Origin of the sequence: Nocardia alba NBRC 108234, from assembly GCF_001612665.1 — a bacterium.
Classification (GTDB): domain Bacteria; phylum Actinomycetota; class Actinomycetes; order Mycobacteriales; family Mycobacteriaceae; genus Nocardia; species Nocardia alba.
Genome location: NZ_BDAX01000002.1, coordinates 1149028 through 1165749 on the forward strand (window position 1 = coordinate 1149028; position 16722 = coordinate 1165749).

14 protein-coding genes are annotated in these 16722 nt (G+C 65.8%); 5 read left to right on the forward strand and 9 right to left on the reverse strand.

Translation table 11 applies throughout. The features are described from left to right. The first annotated feature begins 49 nt into the window (after positions 1 to 49). Positions 50 to 550: a hypothetical protein gene (locus tag NA12_RS06930; protein ID WP_067447152.1), complete on the forward strand. Its 501-nt coding sequence runs from the start codon at positions 50 to 52 to the stop codon at positions 548 to 550. A gap of 289 nt (positions 551 to 839) precedes the next feature. Here NA12_RS06930 and NA12_RS06935 read toward each other — a convergent pair whose 3' ends face one another. Continuing rightward, a complete protein-coding gene (locus NA12_RS06935; RefSeq protein WP_067447154.1) occupies positions 840 to 1310 on the reverse strand; it encodes a hypothetical protein in 471 nt (156 codons plus the stop codon). Between the two features lie 164 nt (positions 1311 to 1474). Between NA12_RS06935 and NA12_RS06940 the strand changes: the two genes are divergently transcribed. The 4 genes from NA12_RS06940 (at position 1475) to NA12_RS06955 (ending at position 7306) form a co-directional block, all read left to right on the forward strand. Continuing rightward, entirely contained in the window at positions 1475 to 3802 is a 2328-nt protein-coding gene (locus tag NA12_RS06940) for a tetratricopeptide repeat protein (RefSeq protein ID WP_067447156.1), read from the forward strand. 416 nt (positions 3803 to 4218) lie between these two features. After that, complete coding sequence (locus NA12_RS06945; protein ID WP_165914821.1) at positions 4219 to 5316, forward strand: J domain-containing protein; 1098 nt, start codon at positions 4219 to 4221, stop codon at positions 5314 to 5316. Further along, positions 5313 to 6845 (forward strand): Hsp70 family protein, encoded by a 1533-nt coding sequence (locus tag NA12_RS06950; protein WP_067447158.1) that lies wholly within the window; start codon positions 5313 to 5315, stop codon positions 6843 to 6845. Before NA12_RS06945 ends, NA12_RS06950 begins: the two co-directional genes overlap by 4 nt. After that, on the forward strand, positions 6842 to 7306 hold the full coding sequence (locus NA12_RS06955) for a nucleotide exchange factor GrpE (RefSeq protein WP_067447159.1): 465 nt from the start codon (positions 6842 to 6844) through the stop codon (positions 7304 to 7306). Before NA12_RS06950 ends, NA12_RS06955 begins: the two co-directional genes overlap by 4 nt. Before the next feature lie 18 nt (positions 7307 to 7324). On the opposite strand, the gene NA12_RS06960 is transcribed toward NA12_RS06955, so the two are convergent. The 8 genes from NA12_RS06960 to NA12_RS06995 are packed head-to-tail and all read right to left on the reverse strand — an operon-like array spanning position 7325 to position 16707. Further along, positions 7325 to 7858 carry a hypothetical protein gene (locus NA12_RS06960; protein WP_067447161.1) on the reverse strand — a complete coding sequence of 178 codons (534 nt, stop codon included), beginning with the start codon at positions 7856 to 7858 and terminating at the stop codon, positions 7325 to 7327. Between the two features lie 3 nt (positions 7859 to 7861). Next, complete coding sequence (locus NA12_RS06965; protein ID WP_067447163.1) at positions 7862 to 8176, reverse strand: hypothetical protein; 315 nt, start codon at positions 8174 to 8176, stop codon at positions 7862 to 7864. Positions 8177 to 8215: 39 nt separating this feature from the next. Further along, positions 8216 to 9508, reverse strand: a complete 1293-nt coding sequence (locus tag NA12_RS06970) for a DUF4407 domain-containing protein (RefSeq protein WP_084472418.1) — start codon at positions 9506 to 9508, stop codon at positions 8216 to 8218. Between the two features lies 1 nt (position 9509). Beyond that, complete coding sequence (locus tag NA12_RS06975; RefSeq protein WP_067447167.1) at positions 9510 to 10448, reverse strand: coiled-coil domain-containing protein; 939 nt, start codon at positions 10446 to 10448, stop codon at positions 9510 to 9512. Then, complete coding sequence (locus NA12_RS06980) at positions 10445 to 11386, reverse strand: hypothetical protein (RefSeq protein ID WP_132369899.1); 942 nt, start codon at positions 11384 to 11386, stop codon at positions 10445 to 10447. The genes NA12_RS06975 and NA12_RS06980 overlap by 4 nt, the downstream gene beginning before the upstream one ends. Beyond that, positions 11367 to 13868: a hypothetical protein gene (locus NA12_RS06985; protein ID WP_067447171.1), complete on the reverse strand. Its 2502-nt coding sequence runs from the start codon at positions 13866 to 13868 to the stop codon at positions 11367 to 11369. Before NA12_RS06985 ends, NA12_RS06980 begins: the two co-directional genes overlap by 20 nt. Continuing rightward, positions 13865 to 14953, reverse strand: a complete 1089-nt coding sequence (locus tag NA12_RS06990; RefSeq protein WP_067447174.1) for a hypothetical protein — start codon at positions 14951 to 14953, stop codon at positions 13865 to 13867. Before NA12_RS06990 ends, NA12_RS06985 begins: the two co-directional genes overlap by 4 nt. Further along, entirely contained in the window at positions 14950 to 16707 is a 1758-nt protein-coding gene (locus NA12_RS06995; RefSeq protein ID WP_067447176.1) for a hypothetical protein, read from the reverse strand. Before NA12_RS06995 ends, NA12_RS06990 begins: the two co-directional genes overlap by 4 nt. Between the last annotated feature and the right edge of the window lie 15 nt (positions 16708 to 16722).

The window sequence follows — 16722 nt, forward strand, 5'->3', positions numbered from 1 at the left end:
TCGTGGCGGCGACTCGCCTGTCCATGAGCTGCATCGGCGGTGAAAATCCATGCGAACCAACGACTATCTCGCCAGAATCGTGGTGCTCGAGGTCGGTGCGACGCGCGTACTGGTACTCGCTGCCGAGGCCGAGACCCGATGGCAGCCTGCACTCGCCGAACCGGCCGAGCGGGCAGAGCGCGCGCTGGGCGATCGCCGGGCCGGGGTCGGTGGCCAACTGGCGGTGGCCGCCGCTGTTCGCGGTCCTCGGCCACCTCGGCTACGGGCTGTACCGACATCGGCAACAGGAGCGGGGAGCACGATGAGTTCGAATTTCATCGCCTTCGACCTCGTGGGGGCTGCGATCGACGGCGCGGCCGAGTCGGCGGCGCAGGCCGCGCGCGAGCGGGCCGAACTGGATGCGGCGCAGTCGCGCCGGCGACGACTGATCGCGCGGGCACGGGTACACGAGCAGCAATGCGTGTGTGCCGGTGCCGCCGAATTCGTTGTCACCATTGGTACCGATCCGGCACGCGACGTCCGGGCCTCGAGCGCGGCGTGTGCGGCGTGACGATGCTCGTGCTCCTGCCGACGACGATGTCGTGGTGGCACGAGGCGGTAACCTCGCTGCGCGAGTCGGCCTTCCAATTCACCGCACGCTATATGGACTGCGCCAGCCGGGAAATCGAAGCCGAAGACGAGCGGTGGCAGACCGATCTACTCCACCACCGCGCAGGGCACTCTGGTCCGGTTGAAACCGGCCGATGTCACGGTGGAGCTGCCCACCACCGACGGACGCACGATCACGTCCGATCTGGCGGGCAGCGCCGCGGGCAGGTTCGAGAGGTGCGGTGACCGACTCAGCCCGCGATCTTCGAAACCGTCGAGATTCCCGACAGGCGTCGGCCGAGCATCCAACGCTTGGACAGCACCCGGTCCCACGCCGGGACCATGCCCAGCACCGACTCCCATTCCGACATCCACAGGTTCACCTCGGTGGCACCACCGGGCAGATCCTCGAAATCCACACTCAACACCGGATGCTTACGCCCCTGCACCCCGACGCCGAGACCCCGAGACTGGTAGTTCAATTCGCCCCGGCCGTCGACTTCCTTCCACCCCACCTTCTTGAATTCGGCGTATACCCACCCGACAACCTCGCTGCGCGGCGCCGAAACACTGTAGGACACCTGACGTCTCGCCACGGCACTGAGCACCAGGGAAAGGACGAGCAATGCGACGACAACGCCGAGGCCGTACACGAGCACCGCTCCGAACCCGCCGGACGAGGCGATGAGGCCACCGAGCAGCGTGACCACGATGAGAGACACGAATATTTGCATGAATGTTGTCGACTTTCTACGCACACGCCCCACCGAAGAATGCTCGAGCGATTCGCGAATCACCGGGAGCGACAGAGTGTCTCGCGAACTCGACGGTAACGGGCGCGGATATTTCGGAGTATCCGCTATTCATCCGACAGCGAATTCCGACCATGAGTGAGCTACATGGATATCTGGTGCGTGGCATCGAGGCTCTACAAGCCGACGCCCCGATTGCGGCCATCGCCGAGTTCGAGACAGCGATCATGTCGGCCGGCAACGAATTCGAGCTCGCCGATTGCTACTACTGGCTCGCCACCGCACAACACGATAACGGCGACCTCGACGCATCGACCATCACGCTGGAGGCCGCTCTCGAACTCATCGCCGACACCGATGCCGCCGAACTCCGTGGCCGCTGCCACGAATCGCTGGCTGATCTCGCCATGGAGCGCGAGGATGCCACCGGCGCGCACTTTCACTTCGGCACGGCCCGCGCCCTGCTCAGCGACATCGACGCGGAGACCGCGGCACACTGCCTGCTCGGCATGGCAACGGCCGACCTCGGCGTCGACGAGTTCACCCGTGCGGAAGCCCAATTATATTCGGCTGCCACCGAATTCGAGGCTATCGACGACGCCGGCGGAATCGCGGCGGCACTGGATATGCTCGCCCTGTTGCTCACCGAACTGGATCGCGCCGCGGAGGCCATCCCCCACCTCACCCGGCTGGCCGGCATTCTCACCGAGCATTCCGACTTCGCGGGTGCCGCCGACGCGAATTGGCGGCTGGGAAAACTACTGCTGCCTGCGTTGCGCATCGAGGAGGGAATACGTGTCCTCGAATCAGCCAAATTCGATTTCCTGCGCGCCGAGGAACCGCTCGAGGCCGCCGAGGTCGCTCTGAAACTCGGGATGGTCATGGACGATCTCGGCCGATTCGCCGAGGCGGCAGCCAATTACCGCGAGGGTGGCGACCTGTGTGCCACGCACGGCGACCCGGACGACGCGCTCTGGTACGACGTCAATCTCGCGACCGTCGCCATGAATACCGGCGACCATCTCACCGCCGAAGCCACTTTGACCAAGGCAGCCGACCGCTATCGCAACTCGGGCACCGACGTCGGCACCGCGCGGTACGCGCAGACCTTGCGCTTTCTCGGCGCGCTGCGCACCGAACAATCCCGCTTCGAGCTCGCCGTCGGGCACTACGAGGAAGCGCTCGACATCGGCACCTCCGTCGAGGACGAGGAGTTCATCGCCGACTGCCACTATGGCCTCGGCCTCGTAGCCACCCTCACGGGCAGATATCGGCTCGGGCTCGAGAAACTGTCGCACGCCCGAGAATCGTTCTCGCGCACGGGTTCCGATCAGAAGGAGATGCTCTGCCACCACAGTGAGGGGATCTGCTGGTCCGCACTCGGCGAGTACTCCGACGCGACCGATTCACTGCTCGCCGCACGCCGGGGCGCGATCACCTACAGCATGGACCTCCAGCGCGCGATCACCGATATGCACCTCGGCGTGGTCTTCACCGAGACGGGCCGATTCGCCGAGGCCGAACAGCTGCTGCGCGGTGCGCGCGCGGTCATGATCGCGGCCGAGCTACCCGACCGCGTCATCGCCGCCGACGGCAATATCGCGGGCCTGTATCTCAAGCAGGGCCGATACGCCGACGCCGCGAAGATCTACCACAGCTCTGCCGACAGGTTGCGTACCCGCGAATTCCACAGCCAGGCGGCGGTCTGCACACAGAACGAGGGCATGGCGCTGATCATGATCGGCGAACTCGACGCCAGCGCGGCGGCCTTCGATCAGGCGGCCCGCTACTTCGCCGCGGATCCCGACCACCGCGCCAACCTCGCCCTCGTGCACCGGGGACGCGGACTTCTGGCGACGATGCGCCGCGATCACGACACCGCGCTGGCCGAGTTCGCCGCGGGCCGCGCCCTCGCCCTGGAACTGGGCACCCTGATCGAAGTGGCCAAGAGTGACTTCTTCGTCGCCATCACCCTCTTCGACCGGGACGACTCGGCGGTGTCGACCGCGATCGACCTCGCCCTGCCCGCCGTCCTCTATATCAACAGCATCCGCTTGCAATTCGACAGCGCCACCGACCGTGTCTCCTGGTCGGCGCTCTATACGCAACTGCAAGCCCACCTGTTCACCCTCGCGGTGCGCCACCCCGACCCGACGCTGCTCGGCGACCTCATCGAGGTATCCCTGAACTCCGGCACCCACACCACCGCGACGTCCAGGGACCTCCTGCGAACCACGACCCTCACCGCGGCCATGCTCGACATCTCCGGTCCGCCCCACCCCTCCGGTGCGGCCCGAATACACGGCGGCGCGGCCACGCTCGTGGCCGGGGCGGCCCTGCCGATGGCGCCGCCACCGCGACTGCGCATGCCCGACGGTCGACTCGCCCTCGCGCCGTACTTCGCCGCGGCGACCCATCGTTACGGGCTCACCGATCCCGCCAACGAGGTGCGCACCTGGTAGCGCGCGACGAGCAACGTCGACGGGCCGCTATTTCCAGTGCTTGCCGTGGTCCGGGCACACCAGACCTTGACTGCACTGGCCGCAATTCACACGATTACCGAAATCGGATATCCCACCCTTTCCTTTGCACCCCTGACAATCCACCAGCGGACGATGACATTTGCATTTCAGCCCGGCCACAGCATTTCTCCTTCGGATATCGATTCGCTGATGGGGCAACAGTATCGGGCTCGCCGTCGCCGGTCTGTCCGTTCGATGACCGACAGAAAACGGTCGACTTGTCCACCGAACAACCGATAGCGGAGCCGCATCCGGACTGTCACAGTGGGAGTATCGCGACCAGTGCGATGTTCTTCCTACCGAGGCGATCGATTCGCGGCAGTAGGTGCTTTCAGCGACCGATTTGGAGTAAGCCAGTGACCGTGCAGGTCGACTATTACGATCTTCTCGGCGTCGCGCGCGATGCTGCCGAGGACACCATCCGCGACGCCCACAAACGCCAGACCCGTATTTGGACGAAACGGACCGCGAGCGCGGATCAGAGCACCCGCCAGGAAGCCGAGACGAAGACGAGTCTGCTGCGCCAGGCGTTCGATATCCTGCTGGAGCCTTCGAAGCGGCAAGCCTATGACCGCGACCTCACCGCCGGTGGCGTCGCCGCACCGGCGGCGGTCCAGGGTGGCGGCGACTGGCTCGCCCAGGCCCGCGCGGCCCTCGGTCGCGGCGACTATCGCAGTGCCTCCTACGCTGCCAGGGAAGCCACCCACACCGCCGGGAACTCACCCGAGGCGTGGATCATCCGCGCCCGCGCCAATGCCGGTCTCGGACAATTGCAGGACGCGATCTACGAGGCGAGACAAGCTACGACGATCGCGCCGAACAACCCTGATTTCCTCTTCCAGACGGCGCTCATCCAGGAGCAGATGGAGCAGTGGTCCGACGCGCTGACCAGCTATCAGGCCGCCGCGCGGCTGGCGCCGAACGAGTACATCTACCAGATCGCGATCGGTGGGGTCTACCTGCAACACGGCCTGGCCGACAAGGCGCTCGAGGTGCTCGAGCCGGTCCACGCCGCCCATCCCGACGTGGCGCTGGTCGCGTTCTACCTGGCCAGCGCGCTGCTCGACAAGGCCGAGCAGACCCCACGCGTGCAGAACAGCGACTCCTACGCGGCGACCTCCGAAGCCGAGATCGCCACCATGCGTCAACTCGTCGATCGTGCGACGAGCCTGCCGAGCGACGATTTCGACATCGCCAATCGCGCACGAGACATCCTGGAATACCTCGACCGCATGGAGGAGATGACCTGGCAGGTGCCCGGCCTGTTCGGTTTCTCGAGTCTGCGCGCGGTCGGAATTCCCGCGGCCGCGGTGGTTCTGGCATTCATTCTGTTCAGCTCGGGTGCGGTCGGTGTCGGCTTTCTGCTGATCCTGGCGGCCGGCGGCATCGGCTTCCTCGTCTACAAGACGTGCTGGGTGCCCCGTTGGAAAGCGGCAAGTCAGTTGGCACGATGAGCGCACGCGTTATCGGCATCGATCTCGGCACCACCTATTCGGCCGTCGCCGCGATCAATCAGGCGAGGATTCCCGAGATAATCCCGAACCGCGACGGTGGGAGCCTGACACCGTCGGTAGTCCTGTTCGACGGTTCCGACATCGTCGTCGGCACCTCGGCGAAGCGACAGTCGAGCGCTTTCCCATTGGACACCGTGCAGTTCATCAAGCGGCAGATGGGAAATCCCGACTATCGTTTCTATCCCGAATCGACCGACTGCTCCTATCGGCCCGAGGAGATCTCGGCCTTGATTCTGAAATCCCTTGTCTCCAATGCGGGACGCGAACTCACCGAGTACGTCGCCGACGCGGTGATCACCGTGCCCGCCTATTTCGACGAGGCACAACGCACCGCGACACGCCAGGCGGGCGAGATCGCCGGCATCAATGTCATCGGCATCGTGAACGAGCCGACGGCGGCGGCGGTGAGTTTCGGACTCGGTCGCGACTACACCGGCACGCTCTTGGTCGTCGACTTGGGCGGCGGCACCCTCGATGTGACGGTAATGCGCTGCGGCAAAGACACTTTCGACGTTCTCGCCGTCGGCGGAGACCCGCAGCTCGGCGGCTACGATTTCGACAACGCGATCATCACCTGGGCGCTGGCGGAATTCGAGCGCGCGGGCGGTGCCCGGTTCGAGGAGGATTCCACTGCCGGGGCGCAACTGCGCGAACGCGCCGAGGACGCCAAACGGCGCCTGTCGACCGCCGAGTCGACCACGATCTTCATCACCCATCAGGAGCACTCCGCCAAGCTCCGGCTGACCCGGACCGAATTCGTCGAACTGTCACGACATCTGCTCACCCGGTGTGAGTACCTCGTCGAGGAGGCCGTGGAGTCGGCCGGGCTCACCTACCGCGATCTCGACAAGGTGCTGCTGGTCGGTGGGTCGACCCGGATGCCGATGGTGCGCGACCTCGTCGAACGAGTGACGGGGATGCCCGTCGATGTCTCGGTCCACCCTGACGAGGCCGTCGCGCTCGGCGCCGCGATCATCGGCGAACTCCGGCACGCACAGGCGGCCGGTCGAGCGCCGTCGTTGGCCGGTCGTCGGAATGTGGAAATTCGCGATGTGGTGTCGCACGGCCTGGGGGTGGTGGCCGACAACGAGCACGGCGTGGCGTCCAACGCGATGGTCGTGCGGCCGAACCTGACCGTTCCGTGTCAGGTCACCGCGGATTGGTTCTCGACGGTCGTCGATCGCCAGAAGTCGTTGTTTCTCCAGGTCACCGAGGGCGACGAGGACGGTGTCGACCCCAAGTACGTGCGTATTCTCGGCACCGCGCACCTCACCCTCGCCCAACGCCCGGCCGGATCCCCCATCCGCGTCGTCTTCTCCTGCGACCTCGACGGCACCCTGCATATCGAGGTGGTCGATCTGGTCGACGGAACCAACCTGGGCGAAATGGAGATCGACCGTGACGCCAACCTCACGGCGACCGACGTCGAAGCCAGCCGTTCCGAACTGATCTGGGCGAAGGTCATATGACCGACAACTCCGTCGCCGACCAACTCGACAGCATCCGAACGGAATTGGCCGGTCTGTCCGACCTGTTCAAACGCCGCCTCCTCGACGACCGCGGCTACCGCCAACTCGTCGAATCCCTTCAACTCCGCGCCGCCACCGCCGAAGCGGGCCTCGGCGCGGAGTACCTCCTTCCGGTCGTACTCCAGCTCGCCCGCCTGATCGACCGAGCCGAACACAACTCCGCCGATCCCTTCGTCACCTCCTTGATCGAGGAGCTCCACGCCATCCTGGAGACCTGCGGCGTTCAGTCCTTCGGACAGCCCGGGGAACCGGTCGATCCCGACACCCACGAAATCCGGTCGATCAATGGGGAACCCGGTGGGCCGCTCCATGTGGACGTTCTGGTCCGTCGCGGCTACACGTATTCAGGGAAGGTGGTGCGTCCGGTGCTGGTGGACGCGGTGTACCACGACGCCGAGTAGCACCCGGTCGACGTCGTCTCAGCCGGAGAACCGAGTCAGCGATTCGGTGACGCGATCACCGGTACGCATCAGCAAGCGCATCACCTGCACCATCGCGACGACCACCGCGGCGACGAGGACGACCCCGAGGAAGGGCGCGAGCGCGACCAGGCCGGCGATGATCGCCGCGATGTGCGCGGCACGGGTCCAGCCGTGGAACCGGTGAAACCTACTGGTGAGCAACGCATCAGCGATCAGGGCGCCCGCGCACAGGACGAGGAACCCCAACTGGACCGGACCGTTGACCACATGGGTCAACGCGTAGCCCAGGGTCCCCGGCGCGGATGTCGCCAACAGCCAGGCCTGCAGCGGGACCGCACCGACACAGCAGCCGAGAACGGTCCACGCGAGAGTGCGCCAGCGCGACGACCCGGTGACAATCGCGGGCCGGGTCGCGGCTGAGGCGCCGTATAGGTGAACGTCGTTGCGATACTGGTTGATAGTGACGTCGCCGCCGACAGTGCTACCGCGGATCTCGGCCCGGACGCCGGGCTGTTGACGGAACGCGCACATGCCTCAGTTGCCGTTCTGCTCGAGATTGATATCTCGACCGACAGTGGCGCCACGCACCCGCTGGACTCCGGAGTGTGTCATTCGCGCGTTGATCGAGCCATCGACGATCACATCCTCGACCACCATCGCGCTAGACGCCGACCGACCGAGCAGTCCGAGCCCGAACTGGACCGCGACGCAGGCCGCGAACAACGCGACTACGAACGCGATCCACCCGACGGTCCGGCTCTCGGTGAGCAGCGTCGTCGCCACATTCACGGTGCCGGCGACCGCGACCGACCCCACGGCACCGATTATCTGCCGAGTGAGCATTCCCATCTCATTATCCTGTCCGACAACCGATTACGGAACGCACGGTCACAAACCAGTGCGCGATGTGGAATCGACACGCGCACGCGCCGCGCGGTCGTCATCATCTTCTGGCTGCCGGTCCGGCCACCCTTCGGTACGGCGACGGTTGAGTTGGTCGCGGGCGTCGAGGTACTCGCGGTCGGCGTCCATTTCCCGCGCGAGCGCGACGCGGTTCTCCTCCTGCGCGATGCGGGCCTGCGCGGCGCGCTCGTCGGACTCGTCCGACAGTCTGCTCAACCGTTCGTAGGAGGTTTCCCCACCGATCGTTTGCAGCAGCTTCAACAGCACCGGCAGGAGTTCGATGGCGAGGAACGTCGCCCACAGCACCCAGCGCATGCGGTTGACCGACGGGCTTGTGTCACTGAGCGTGTCGAGAGCGTCCAGGCGGGCCGCGAGGCCGTCGCTGTCTGCTGACTTGACCCGGTACGCGTCGGTTTTGCCATCGCGGGCCGCACGAAGGCGGTTGAGTTCAGGTTGCACCCTTTGCAATTCGGCCTGTGCGGATACCGCGTTGATGTCCTCGGCGGCTTTCGCGTCGGCTTTCGCCTTGTTCAGAATCGCCAGCTTCTGGTCGACGACCCGCTGCTTCTCCTGTCGTGCGTCCATCGCCGCGCGCGCTGCCTCGCCGATGCCCTCGACGCCGGTGCTGTTCGGGCAGTTCCAGCCGGCACGCTCACACGTTTCATCCTTGACCGCCTGACTCAACTCCACGCTCGCCTGGTCATAGGCGGCCTGCGCCTGTTGCACAGCCGGATTCCGGTCGATCACCGCGGGGTCACGCGAGGCGGTCGCGCTCAACTCGGCGACCTTCTTCTCCAAATCGGGGATCGTCAGGTAGGCAGGGTCGGCCGCCAAATCGCGCTGATAGTCGGACTCGCTCCGTGACTGCTCCACCTTGATCTGAGTCTGGATCTCGCGGTCGAAGATCTGCAGCACGATCGGGGTCGAAACGACGACGCCGAGCAGGAAGGCGAGCCCGACGCGCGGCACCACCATCACTGTCGTACGAACCCAACCTCTTTGCTTGCTCATCCCGATGACCATCGCGCGGTCCAAAACGAGAATAAAAGCACCCCAGCCGATTCCGAGGAGCACAGCAAGGGGTAGCGGTGCCCGCGCTGCCATCCGGATGGCGAAGGTCATCGAGACCGCGGCGATCGTGGCGGTGCCGAGCAAGATCGCACCGAGGGACAGGTAGCGTGCCCGATCTGACGGCGCCTGTTCGAGGATGTCTTCTCGAATGCCGACCAGCGACAGTAGGAAACGGCTGAACATTGTGAGTCCTCTCGGTTTCGCCATCTCAATCCCGGCCACCCCAGGTCAACACCTGGTGGTCGCGAGTGCGGAGTTCGTCGTAGCGGCGCAACGCCGTGCCGAGACCGCTGTCGACACGGCGCAGCAGGTCGGCGGCTTCGGTGACGAGTGTTTCGACTCGCTCGAGGGCCGACGTATCGGCGACTCCGCTGAGCTGGTCGAGTAGCTGCTTGCTGATATCGGCGTGGATGGATAGTTCGGCGACCCGCGCGGCGTGGTCGTCGCGCAGGGTCTGAGCTCGAGCGCGCGCCTGTGCGCAGTGGTTCGCCGTGGCGGCGTTACCGATCTCGACTGCCTGGATCTGGGCCAAAAGCGCAGTCAGGTGCGAGGACAGTCGCGTCTGCTGGTCCTGCGCGAGAGTGAGCACACGCGTGCTCGTACTCGCCATGTCCCGCTCGAGCTCGTCGGTCGCGACAATCAGGTCGGCTTCCTTACCGAGCAGGGCTCGCTGCTGCTCGCGCAGCGCCGGTAGTTCAGCGGCAAGCGCGCGCAAGCGGTTGAGCTCGGTGATCCGAACTTCGATCTGTTCGTACTCCGCGCCGGCAGCCGCCAATTCGGCCTCGGTGTCGGCTACGCGCGCGAAATCAGCGCGGGCCGTGGCGAGTTCGGCGGTGCGGGCACTGAGCGCGTCGGTGCGTCGGGCCAGTATTTCTGCCACCTCGCCGCCGCTCATGGCGGCGGAGGCGAGGGCTGGTAGGCGGTCGGTCAGGTCACTCACCCGGTCGAGGACGTCATCGAGGGCTATCAGTAGGTCGAGGGCCGACTGGTCGGCACTGTCGCGGTGCGGGGTTCGGCGCGCCAGCGCGTCGGCGATGGTTGCCGCCGACCAGTCGATCGCCTGCCCTAGTGCGCGAACTGCCGGGAATTGAATTGTGTTGTCGGCCAACGTATCTCTGAGGCCGATACGCATTTGCTCGTCGTTCACGCGGCGATCCCCCGTTCCGGCTCGATGGGTATTTCGGTGCTGTCGCCGGAGTCGGCCATGACCCGCAAGCGGCCCCATTCGGTGCGACTCGGGTCGACCGAAAGCCGGTAGCGGCCCGCGGGGAACTGCCGGGCGGCCGACGTGTCCACGGCCAGCCAGCCGCCGTCACCGTCCACTCGAATTCGCATTGTCTGTGCGATCCGTTGCGGCTGCTTGCACTCGATGACCAGTTGCGTAACCGGCACGACCGGGACTGATTCGATGACCTGGGTGAGCAGACCGCCACAGATGCGATGGGTGAGCACGCCGACCACATGCGGATACTCGGTGACCACGCGCACAGCGCCGGCGGCAATCCGGGTTCTGCCGGTCTCGACTCCGGTCGCTTCGATCACTCGCGCCTGGGCGAGCCGTTCGCCGACAGCGATCCGGGCCGACTCCACCACGGGACCGAGGGCGCTGATGCCGGTGAGGGTGAGGTCGAGACGCGTCGAGGGGCTCGCGCGGGCTACGAGCGCGGCGATGACATCGGCGACGACCTCGGCCACCGGACCCAATGCGGCCAGGACAGTCGCCGCGTCGATGGAACCGCCGTGCGCGCCTGCGAGATACACCGGAGTCGCCAGATACTGACGGTGCGTCTGGGCCCGCGCGAGAAGCAGATCGGCGCGCCCGGCGCGGTGCGCGCGTTCGGTATCGAGCGCCGCGACGCGATCGGGGGTCGGCGTGATCCCGCTCGCGCTGAGCATGCGCGCGCTCGGTTCGGCATCGCCGAGCGGAGCGGATCGGGTGTCGAGTACGCGAAGCGCACCGTGCGACCTGAGCACGGCCGCGGCCACGACCGCATGTCGGCCGACCTGGCACACGAGGGTGTACCCGTCCTCGACAGTCGTCGCCGCAACCGCGGCTAGGAGGTCATCACTGTTCGATGAAGTCATCGCGCTCCCCTCGATGCTTCTTGTCGGCCTTGTTGCGACCGAAAGGACCTTTGACGGTCTCGCTGATGAGCTTTCCCCACCGGGAATCGTTGCTGCTCAGCGCTTCCGCCATTCGTTTCGACAGCTCGGTCTGCGCTTTCACATGGTCAGCGAGCCCGCGAAGGTTGTGCTCGCTCGGTTGACCGAATTCGCCGTCAACCCAGGCCGTGATCAGGAAAGCCCCCGGTTCGTATGGCCGCGCGAACTTCCGACCGACGAGCTCAGCGGTGACGAAGTTGGCCAACTCGAACCAGCCGAGCACATCGGGTCCCTGCCACGAGGTGCTACGCAACACCGCGACAAGGTCTTTCGAGGAAACCCCTGCGTTGCTTGCCTGCGCGATGGCGACGGCGAGGTCGGGCACTGACGCCTTGGGCCCGAGCGAGCGAATTCGTTGAGTGGCGATCTCCGGCGACATGGTGCCGGCAGCGCTCAGTTCGCGCTGCCATGGACTCGGCTGGAGCAAACCGGACAACTGGCCGTTGGTCGCTTGGTTCTCGACCTCGATGGCCCGAGTCACCGCCGATTTCGCACTCGCGTCGGTCTTGGTCAGATGGCTCAGCGTCCACAGCCCGTCAAGGGTCGATTGCGCGTTGCGCGCTGACCAGCGCAGACACAGTCGTGCCGCGATCGCGACGATCACCCCCGCCCGCTCCGACGGCGTCATCGGCGTTGTCACCACCAGATCGATCAACCGCGTCCGGTAGGTGTCGCTGGGTTCACTGAAACCCTGTTTCGGCCTGGCTTGCTTGCGGTAGAGGATGAAGTCGATCCGCGCCTGTCGGTCCGGATCGGTGACGAGAGCGTCACTGAGTTGCTCGAGCAGTGCCGAGGGAACCTCGGTCTTGCTGTTCAGCAATATCGACACAACGCGGTCGAGCAACGGTTCGACGATCGCCGAGTCGTGAAGGGTGGCGCGAGCAAGCAGTTCTCGCACCAGTTCTGGATCGATCTGCCACAGGTCCTGGAGAGCGGGACCAGTCGGCGTCACGCCGGCACCGGCATCCAGCGACGCTCTCAACTTCGACCACGGCGACTCGGGCCCGGCTACAGCGTTGACCTGTGCCACCCACTGGCCGCCCTGACCGCGTGTGAAGAACGCCGGTCGGGCGGCGACACGCGCGAAACCGGGAATCGCGGCGACGAGCGGCGCCAGCGCGGTCGTCCAATACTCCTGCTCGATCAGCGCCACCACCGCCTGACCGAGCTCAGTCGAATCGAAGAGTCGCTGGTCGGTGTTGTGCGCGCGGCGCAGCGCGTCACCGAGCATGTGCGCCAGGTCGACCGAGCGAGTGACCGCGGCGAGTTCGCTGAGCGATCGGGCGGTCGGCTTCTCCTCGAGCAACCGCAAGAGCGCGTCAGCGAATCCGTCCTGGTCGCGGTAGAGGTACGCGCCGATCAGTTCGCGATCCGCGACGAGGTCCTCGGCGAGCGCGACCTTGAGGTAGCCCGTCACCACGCTGGTCAATTGGTCGTCGGAGAGATCACCGAAGCGGTCCTGTTGCCCGAGCCTGCGAACTTCGCTGACATCGACGTGCCCGCGCTCGGCCTTCGCGGCGACGATGCTCACCAGGTCGAGGTCGGCCAGGGCCATCGCCACAGTCACCGGATCGCGGTCGCGCATCCCGGACTGCCGGCGCAGATGGTCGAGCACGGTGGGTTCTGTGTGCTCGGCACGCAATGTGTCGAACAGGTCGCGATATGACCGCGCCGCGGGCGAAAGTGGCGTTGGCCGAGCACTTTCCAGATCGATCACGGTGTCGCCACCACGTCCGCGTTGCGCGAAAATGAGCAGTGGCAGGCGGTTGACCGCCACGTCGGCCCACGAGCTCGCCGAAATCCATCGGCGCGCGCCGCCGGGGAGCAATTGCGCGATCGCGTCGAAGACGGCGAGTCGGTCGATCAGTTCGGTGGGGCCGTTGATCAGCGTTACCGGTGTCTCGGGCAGCGCGGCAGCCGCGTCGAGTATTGCCTGCGAGGTCCTCCAGCTGCCGATGGCCGGTGCCGTGCCGGTCAGCTCGAGGTCGGCCGGCTCACTCGCGCTGGGATTCACCGGATCGATCGCGAGCGTGAGCCGTTGCGCAGCAGCGTAGAGATCAGCGAAACCACAGCCGCTATCGATGAATTCATCGAGCTCGACGCAGACGAACAGATTGTTGGCGATCGGACGGTTGGTGCCGTCGATCCGATCGGTCCATTCACGGATCACGATGGACAGATAGCGCTTGTCGCGAATCAGTGGCTGGACGAACCAGGCCCACGGCAACGCCGACGGCCCTTGCTCGTGTACCACCGGCGGGTTGCCCGGACTGCGCGCGAGCACGAGTTCGCGAATGACCGCATCCGAGCACAGTTCGCGGCTCATGGCGCGCACCGAATAGTCGCTCTTGGTGCCGGCGGGCTTACTGACCACCGCCCAGCCAACGGGGATGGTGCGGCTCATGGCATACCGCGCAGGTTCTGATGCATCCACACCAGCGGCTCGAGCACATTGATCGGCTGCACCCTGCCTCTGATTCGCAACTCACCGGATTCGGCGCGAACTGTGTTGGCGAAGTCGCCGAGCACGAACCTTCCTGTAGGCGCGTAGAACCCGATCGACGAGGTGACGAAGAACTCGATGCGGCTCTCGTAGAAGTATTGTGTGAGGCCTCGATAGACCAGATCCGAGTAGGTGAAGTTGTCCTGGCACAGCCGCATGAAGAAATCCTTGGCGCGCCCGTTGTCGACGGACGGGAAGTACGGCCGCTCGACACCACTCACCGTGTAGCCGCGATTACGTGCGACTCGAAAGATCTCCTCGTCGTCAAATTTGGTGACGCACACGGCAACCCGGTGTGGTAGCCGCGGACCCGCGTTGTCGTACTGCATCATTCGCGCAGTCAGCTTCTCCATGATCGGATGGAAGTAGTCGAACGCGTCGCCATCGGTGGCATCGCGAACCGGATCGAAGAGGAAGACGATGCCCTGGCAGTCCTGCAAGTGATCGAGCAATTGGTCTTCACTGGTAGCCGCCGATTGCGCACCTCGAAAAGCGTCGTCACCGCCGCTCGGACGCGGCTCATCGTCATCCATACTCAACTCAGCCGCTATGGGGCGGCTGTCCTCGTTCGTTCGGCCCGTCGTCGCCGTCCCGTAGCTGGACCCCGGAACGTCGAGGACATCCAAGTCGAAGGCATCGCGTTCGATGATTGGTTCTTCGGGCGGAGCCTGTCTGCCCAGGAACCGCCGATTCGTCTTTTCCGGAATCACGGTGCGTTCCCCGATGAACTGAAAGAGAAAGTTCTGCCCGAGAATGGTGGAGGGCGGGAACTCACCCTTCTTGGTCAACAGTTCGGTCGAGTCACGCAGAAAATCACTCGATGCTTCATCAGTGCCGGACATCTTCCAGTTTCCCGCCAAGTCCGTCTGCAGCGCGGCGAGTTTCAGCGCCGCGAGGTACGTGGTCTTGCCGCTGCCTGGAGGGCCCCAGAGCCCGATCCGGACCTGAGCCGGCGGTCGCGGCGTTGCCTGCCCTGGACCTGTCATGTGCTGAACTCCTGCTTGATCGATTCGATGATCGGAAACTGAAGGACCACAGTGCTTTTAGCCGGTTTCGGCAGGCGCATCCGGTCGGTGAGCCAGGTCGGTGTCACCTTCCCGAGTTCGCGACTCTCGCCCGGCAGACTCAGCGCTCGCCACACTGTCGCCATCTGCCGACCGCGCCGCGCGACCGGGTTCAGCCCCGGCGGGGTGTCCCACACCGCGAGCACATCGATCCCGCTGTCGCGCAATCGATCGAGCGAGTCCTGCCAGCGCAACCGGTTCGGGCATGCGGTGTCGTCGCCATAGGGTGCGCGGCGGCCAACGATCAACAGCCGCCTCGGCACCGCCGGCGTTCGCCACGACAGGGTGGTGGCCAGTTCGAGGGCATCTTCGAGCGGAGCGAGGTAATCCGCGCCGTGCACCTGACTCGCCGTCAGGTCCGCGATGGTCGCCATTCGCTGTGTCGTCGAGTCGAATTCGTGCACGCGGACGACGCCGCGCGGTAGCGGTCCGTGATGGTCGTGGTAGCCGATGATCGCCACGCGCAGCCCGGTTCGATGGGCGGTTCGGTCGGCGATCTCGGCGAGCCAGTCCGCGAGCAGCCGCCTACGCTGTCCGACCTCGTCGTCGGTACCACACAGTTCGACGGCGAAAGCGATGTCGACCGCGCCCGTCGGCGGGCGGTAGCGTTCGGGAATCGCCTCGATCAGCGACGCCAGGTTCGCGGCGGCCTCGGCGTCGAGGGTCATCGCACCCGGCCCGCGCACCGCGACGTCGCCGGGCCCGTTGAGAGTGAATTCCACCGCCGCGGCGTCGGTGTCGGGCACATTCCAGCGCAATGCGCGAACCGCGTCGAAATCCCGCCGGGCAGCACCTGCCCGGTGAGTGGTGATCACGACCAACACGTCCGCGGCCCCGGCGGGGAGCTCGATCGTCACCGTGACCGGCGGCGTTTCGATGGCCACGGCGCCGGCGGGAAACAGCGGCACGTCGTGCGGCCGTGTCCATCCGTCACCGTCGATCGCAACCGCGAGTAGGTGATAGCCGCTGCGCAAGGGCGTGTGAGCCGCGAGGGCGCGGATGAGCTGCCTGCTGTCGCGCGAGCCGCTGACGTGGTGGGTGTCGGGCAAGCGAGCGGCGAGCCCGTCCGGCACACGCCAGCCCGAAAGTCGGTGCAGAACAACAGTTCTATCCGATTGGACACTGGTTGACAGCTCTCGATCGGCTCGCGCCGGATCGAGCAGGCAGCTGCGCGCGAGCACTCCGACGCCTCCAGCGAGCTGGAACATCGCCTCCTCCGAGACCGAGGACAGCCCGGATACCAGGTCCGTCCACGCGACAGCGCGCGGTACACCGACTTGCCGCACCGCACCGACCGCATCGGCGGCGAGCTCCAGCACCTCGATGCCTGAGCTGTCGATATCGATAACGGTCAGGGTTCGCTCCCCTGCCTCGACAAGCCACCCGAGCACCGACGTCAAGGCCGCGACATCGGATTCGGTCGGGCGCCGGTGCACAGGGGTGAGTTCATCCTCGGTCGCGGGTGCACCGCGGACGAGACCGAGAAGCATCGCGCGGCGCTGTGGCTCGATCACCGCGGCCGCGCGAGCGGCCGCGGTGAGATCGACGAGGCGGCACGCTCGCGTGAGTTCGTCGGCAAAGGCCTGCTCGCGATCCGGGGTGATCGCGCCGAGCCACGGCCCGGCCTCGAGAACCCAGCCGCAGGCCGGGCAGCTCGGGTCGTTCGACGCGGTCATACAGACCGGGCACGC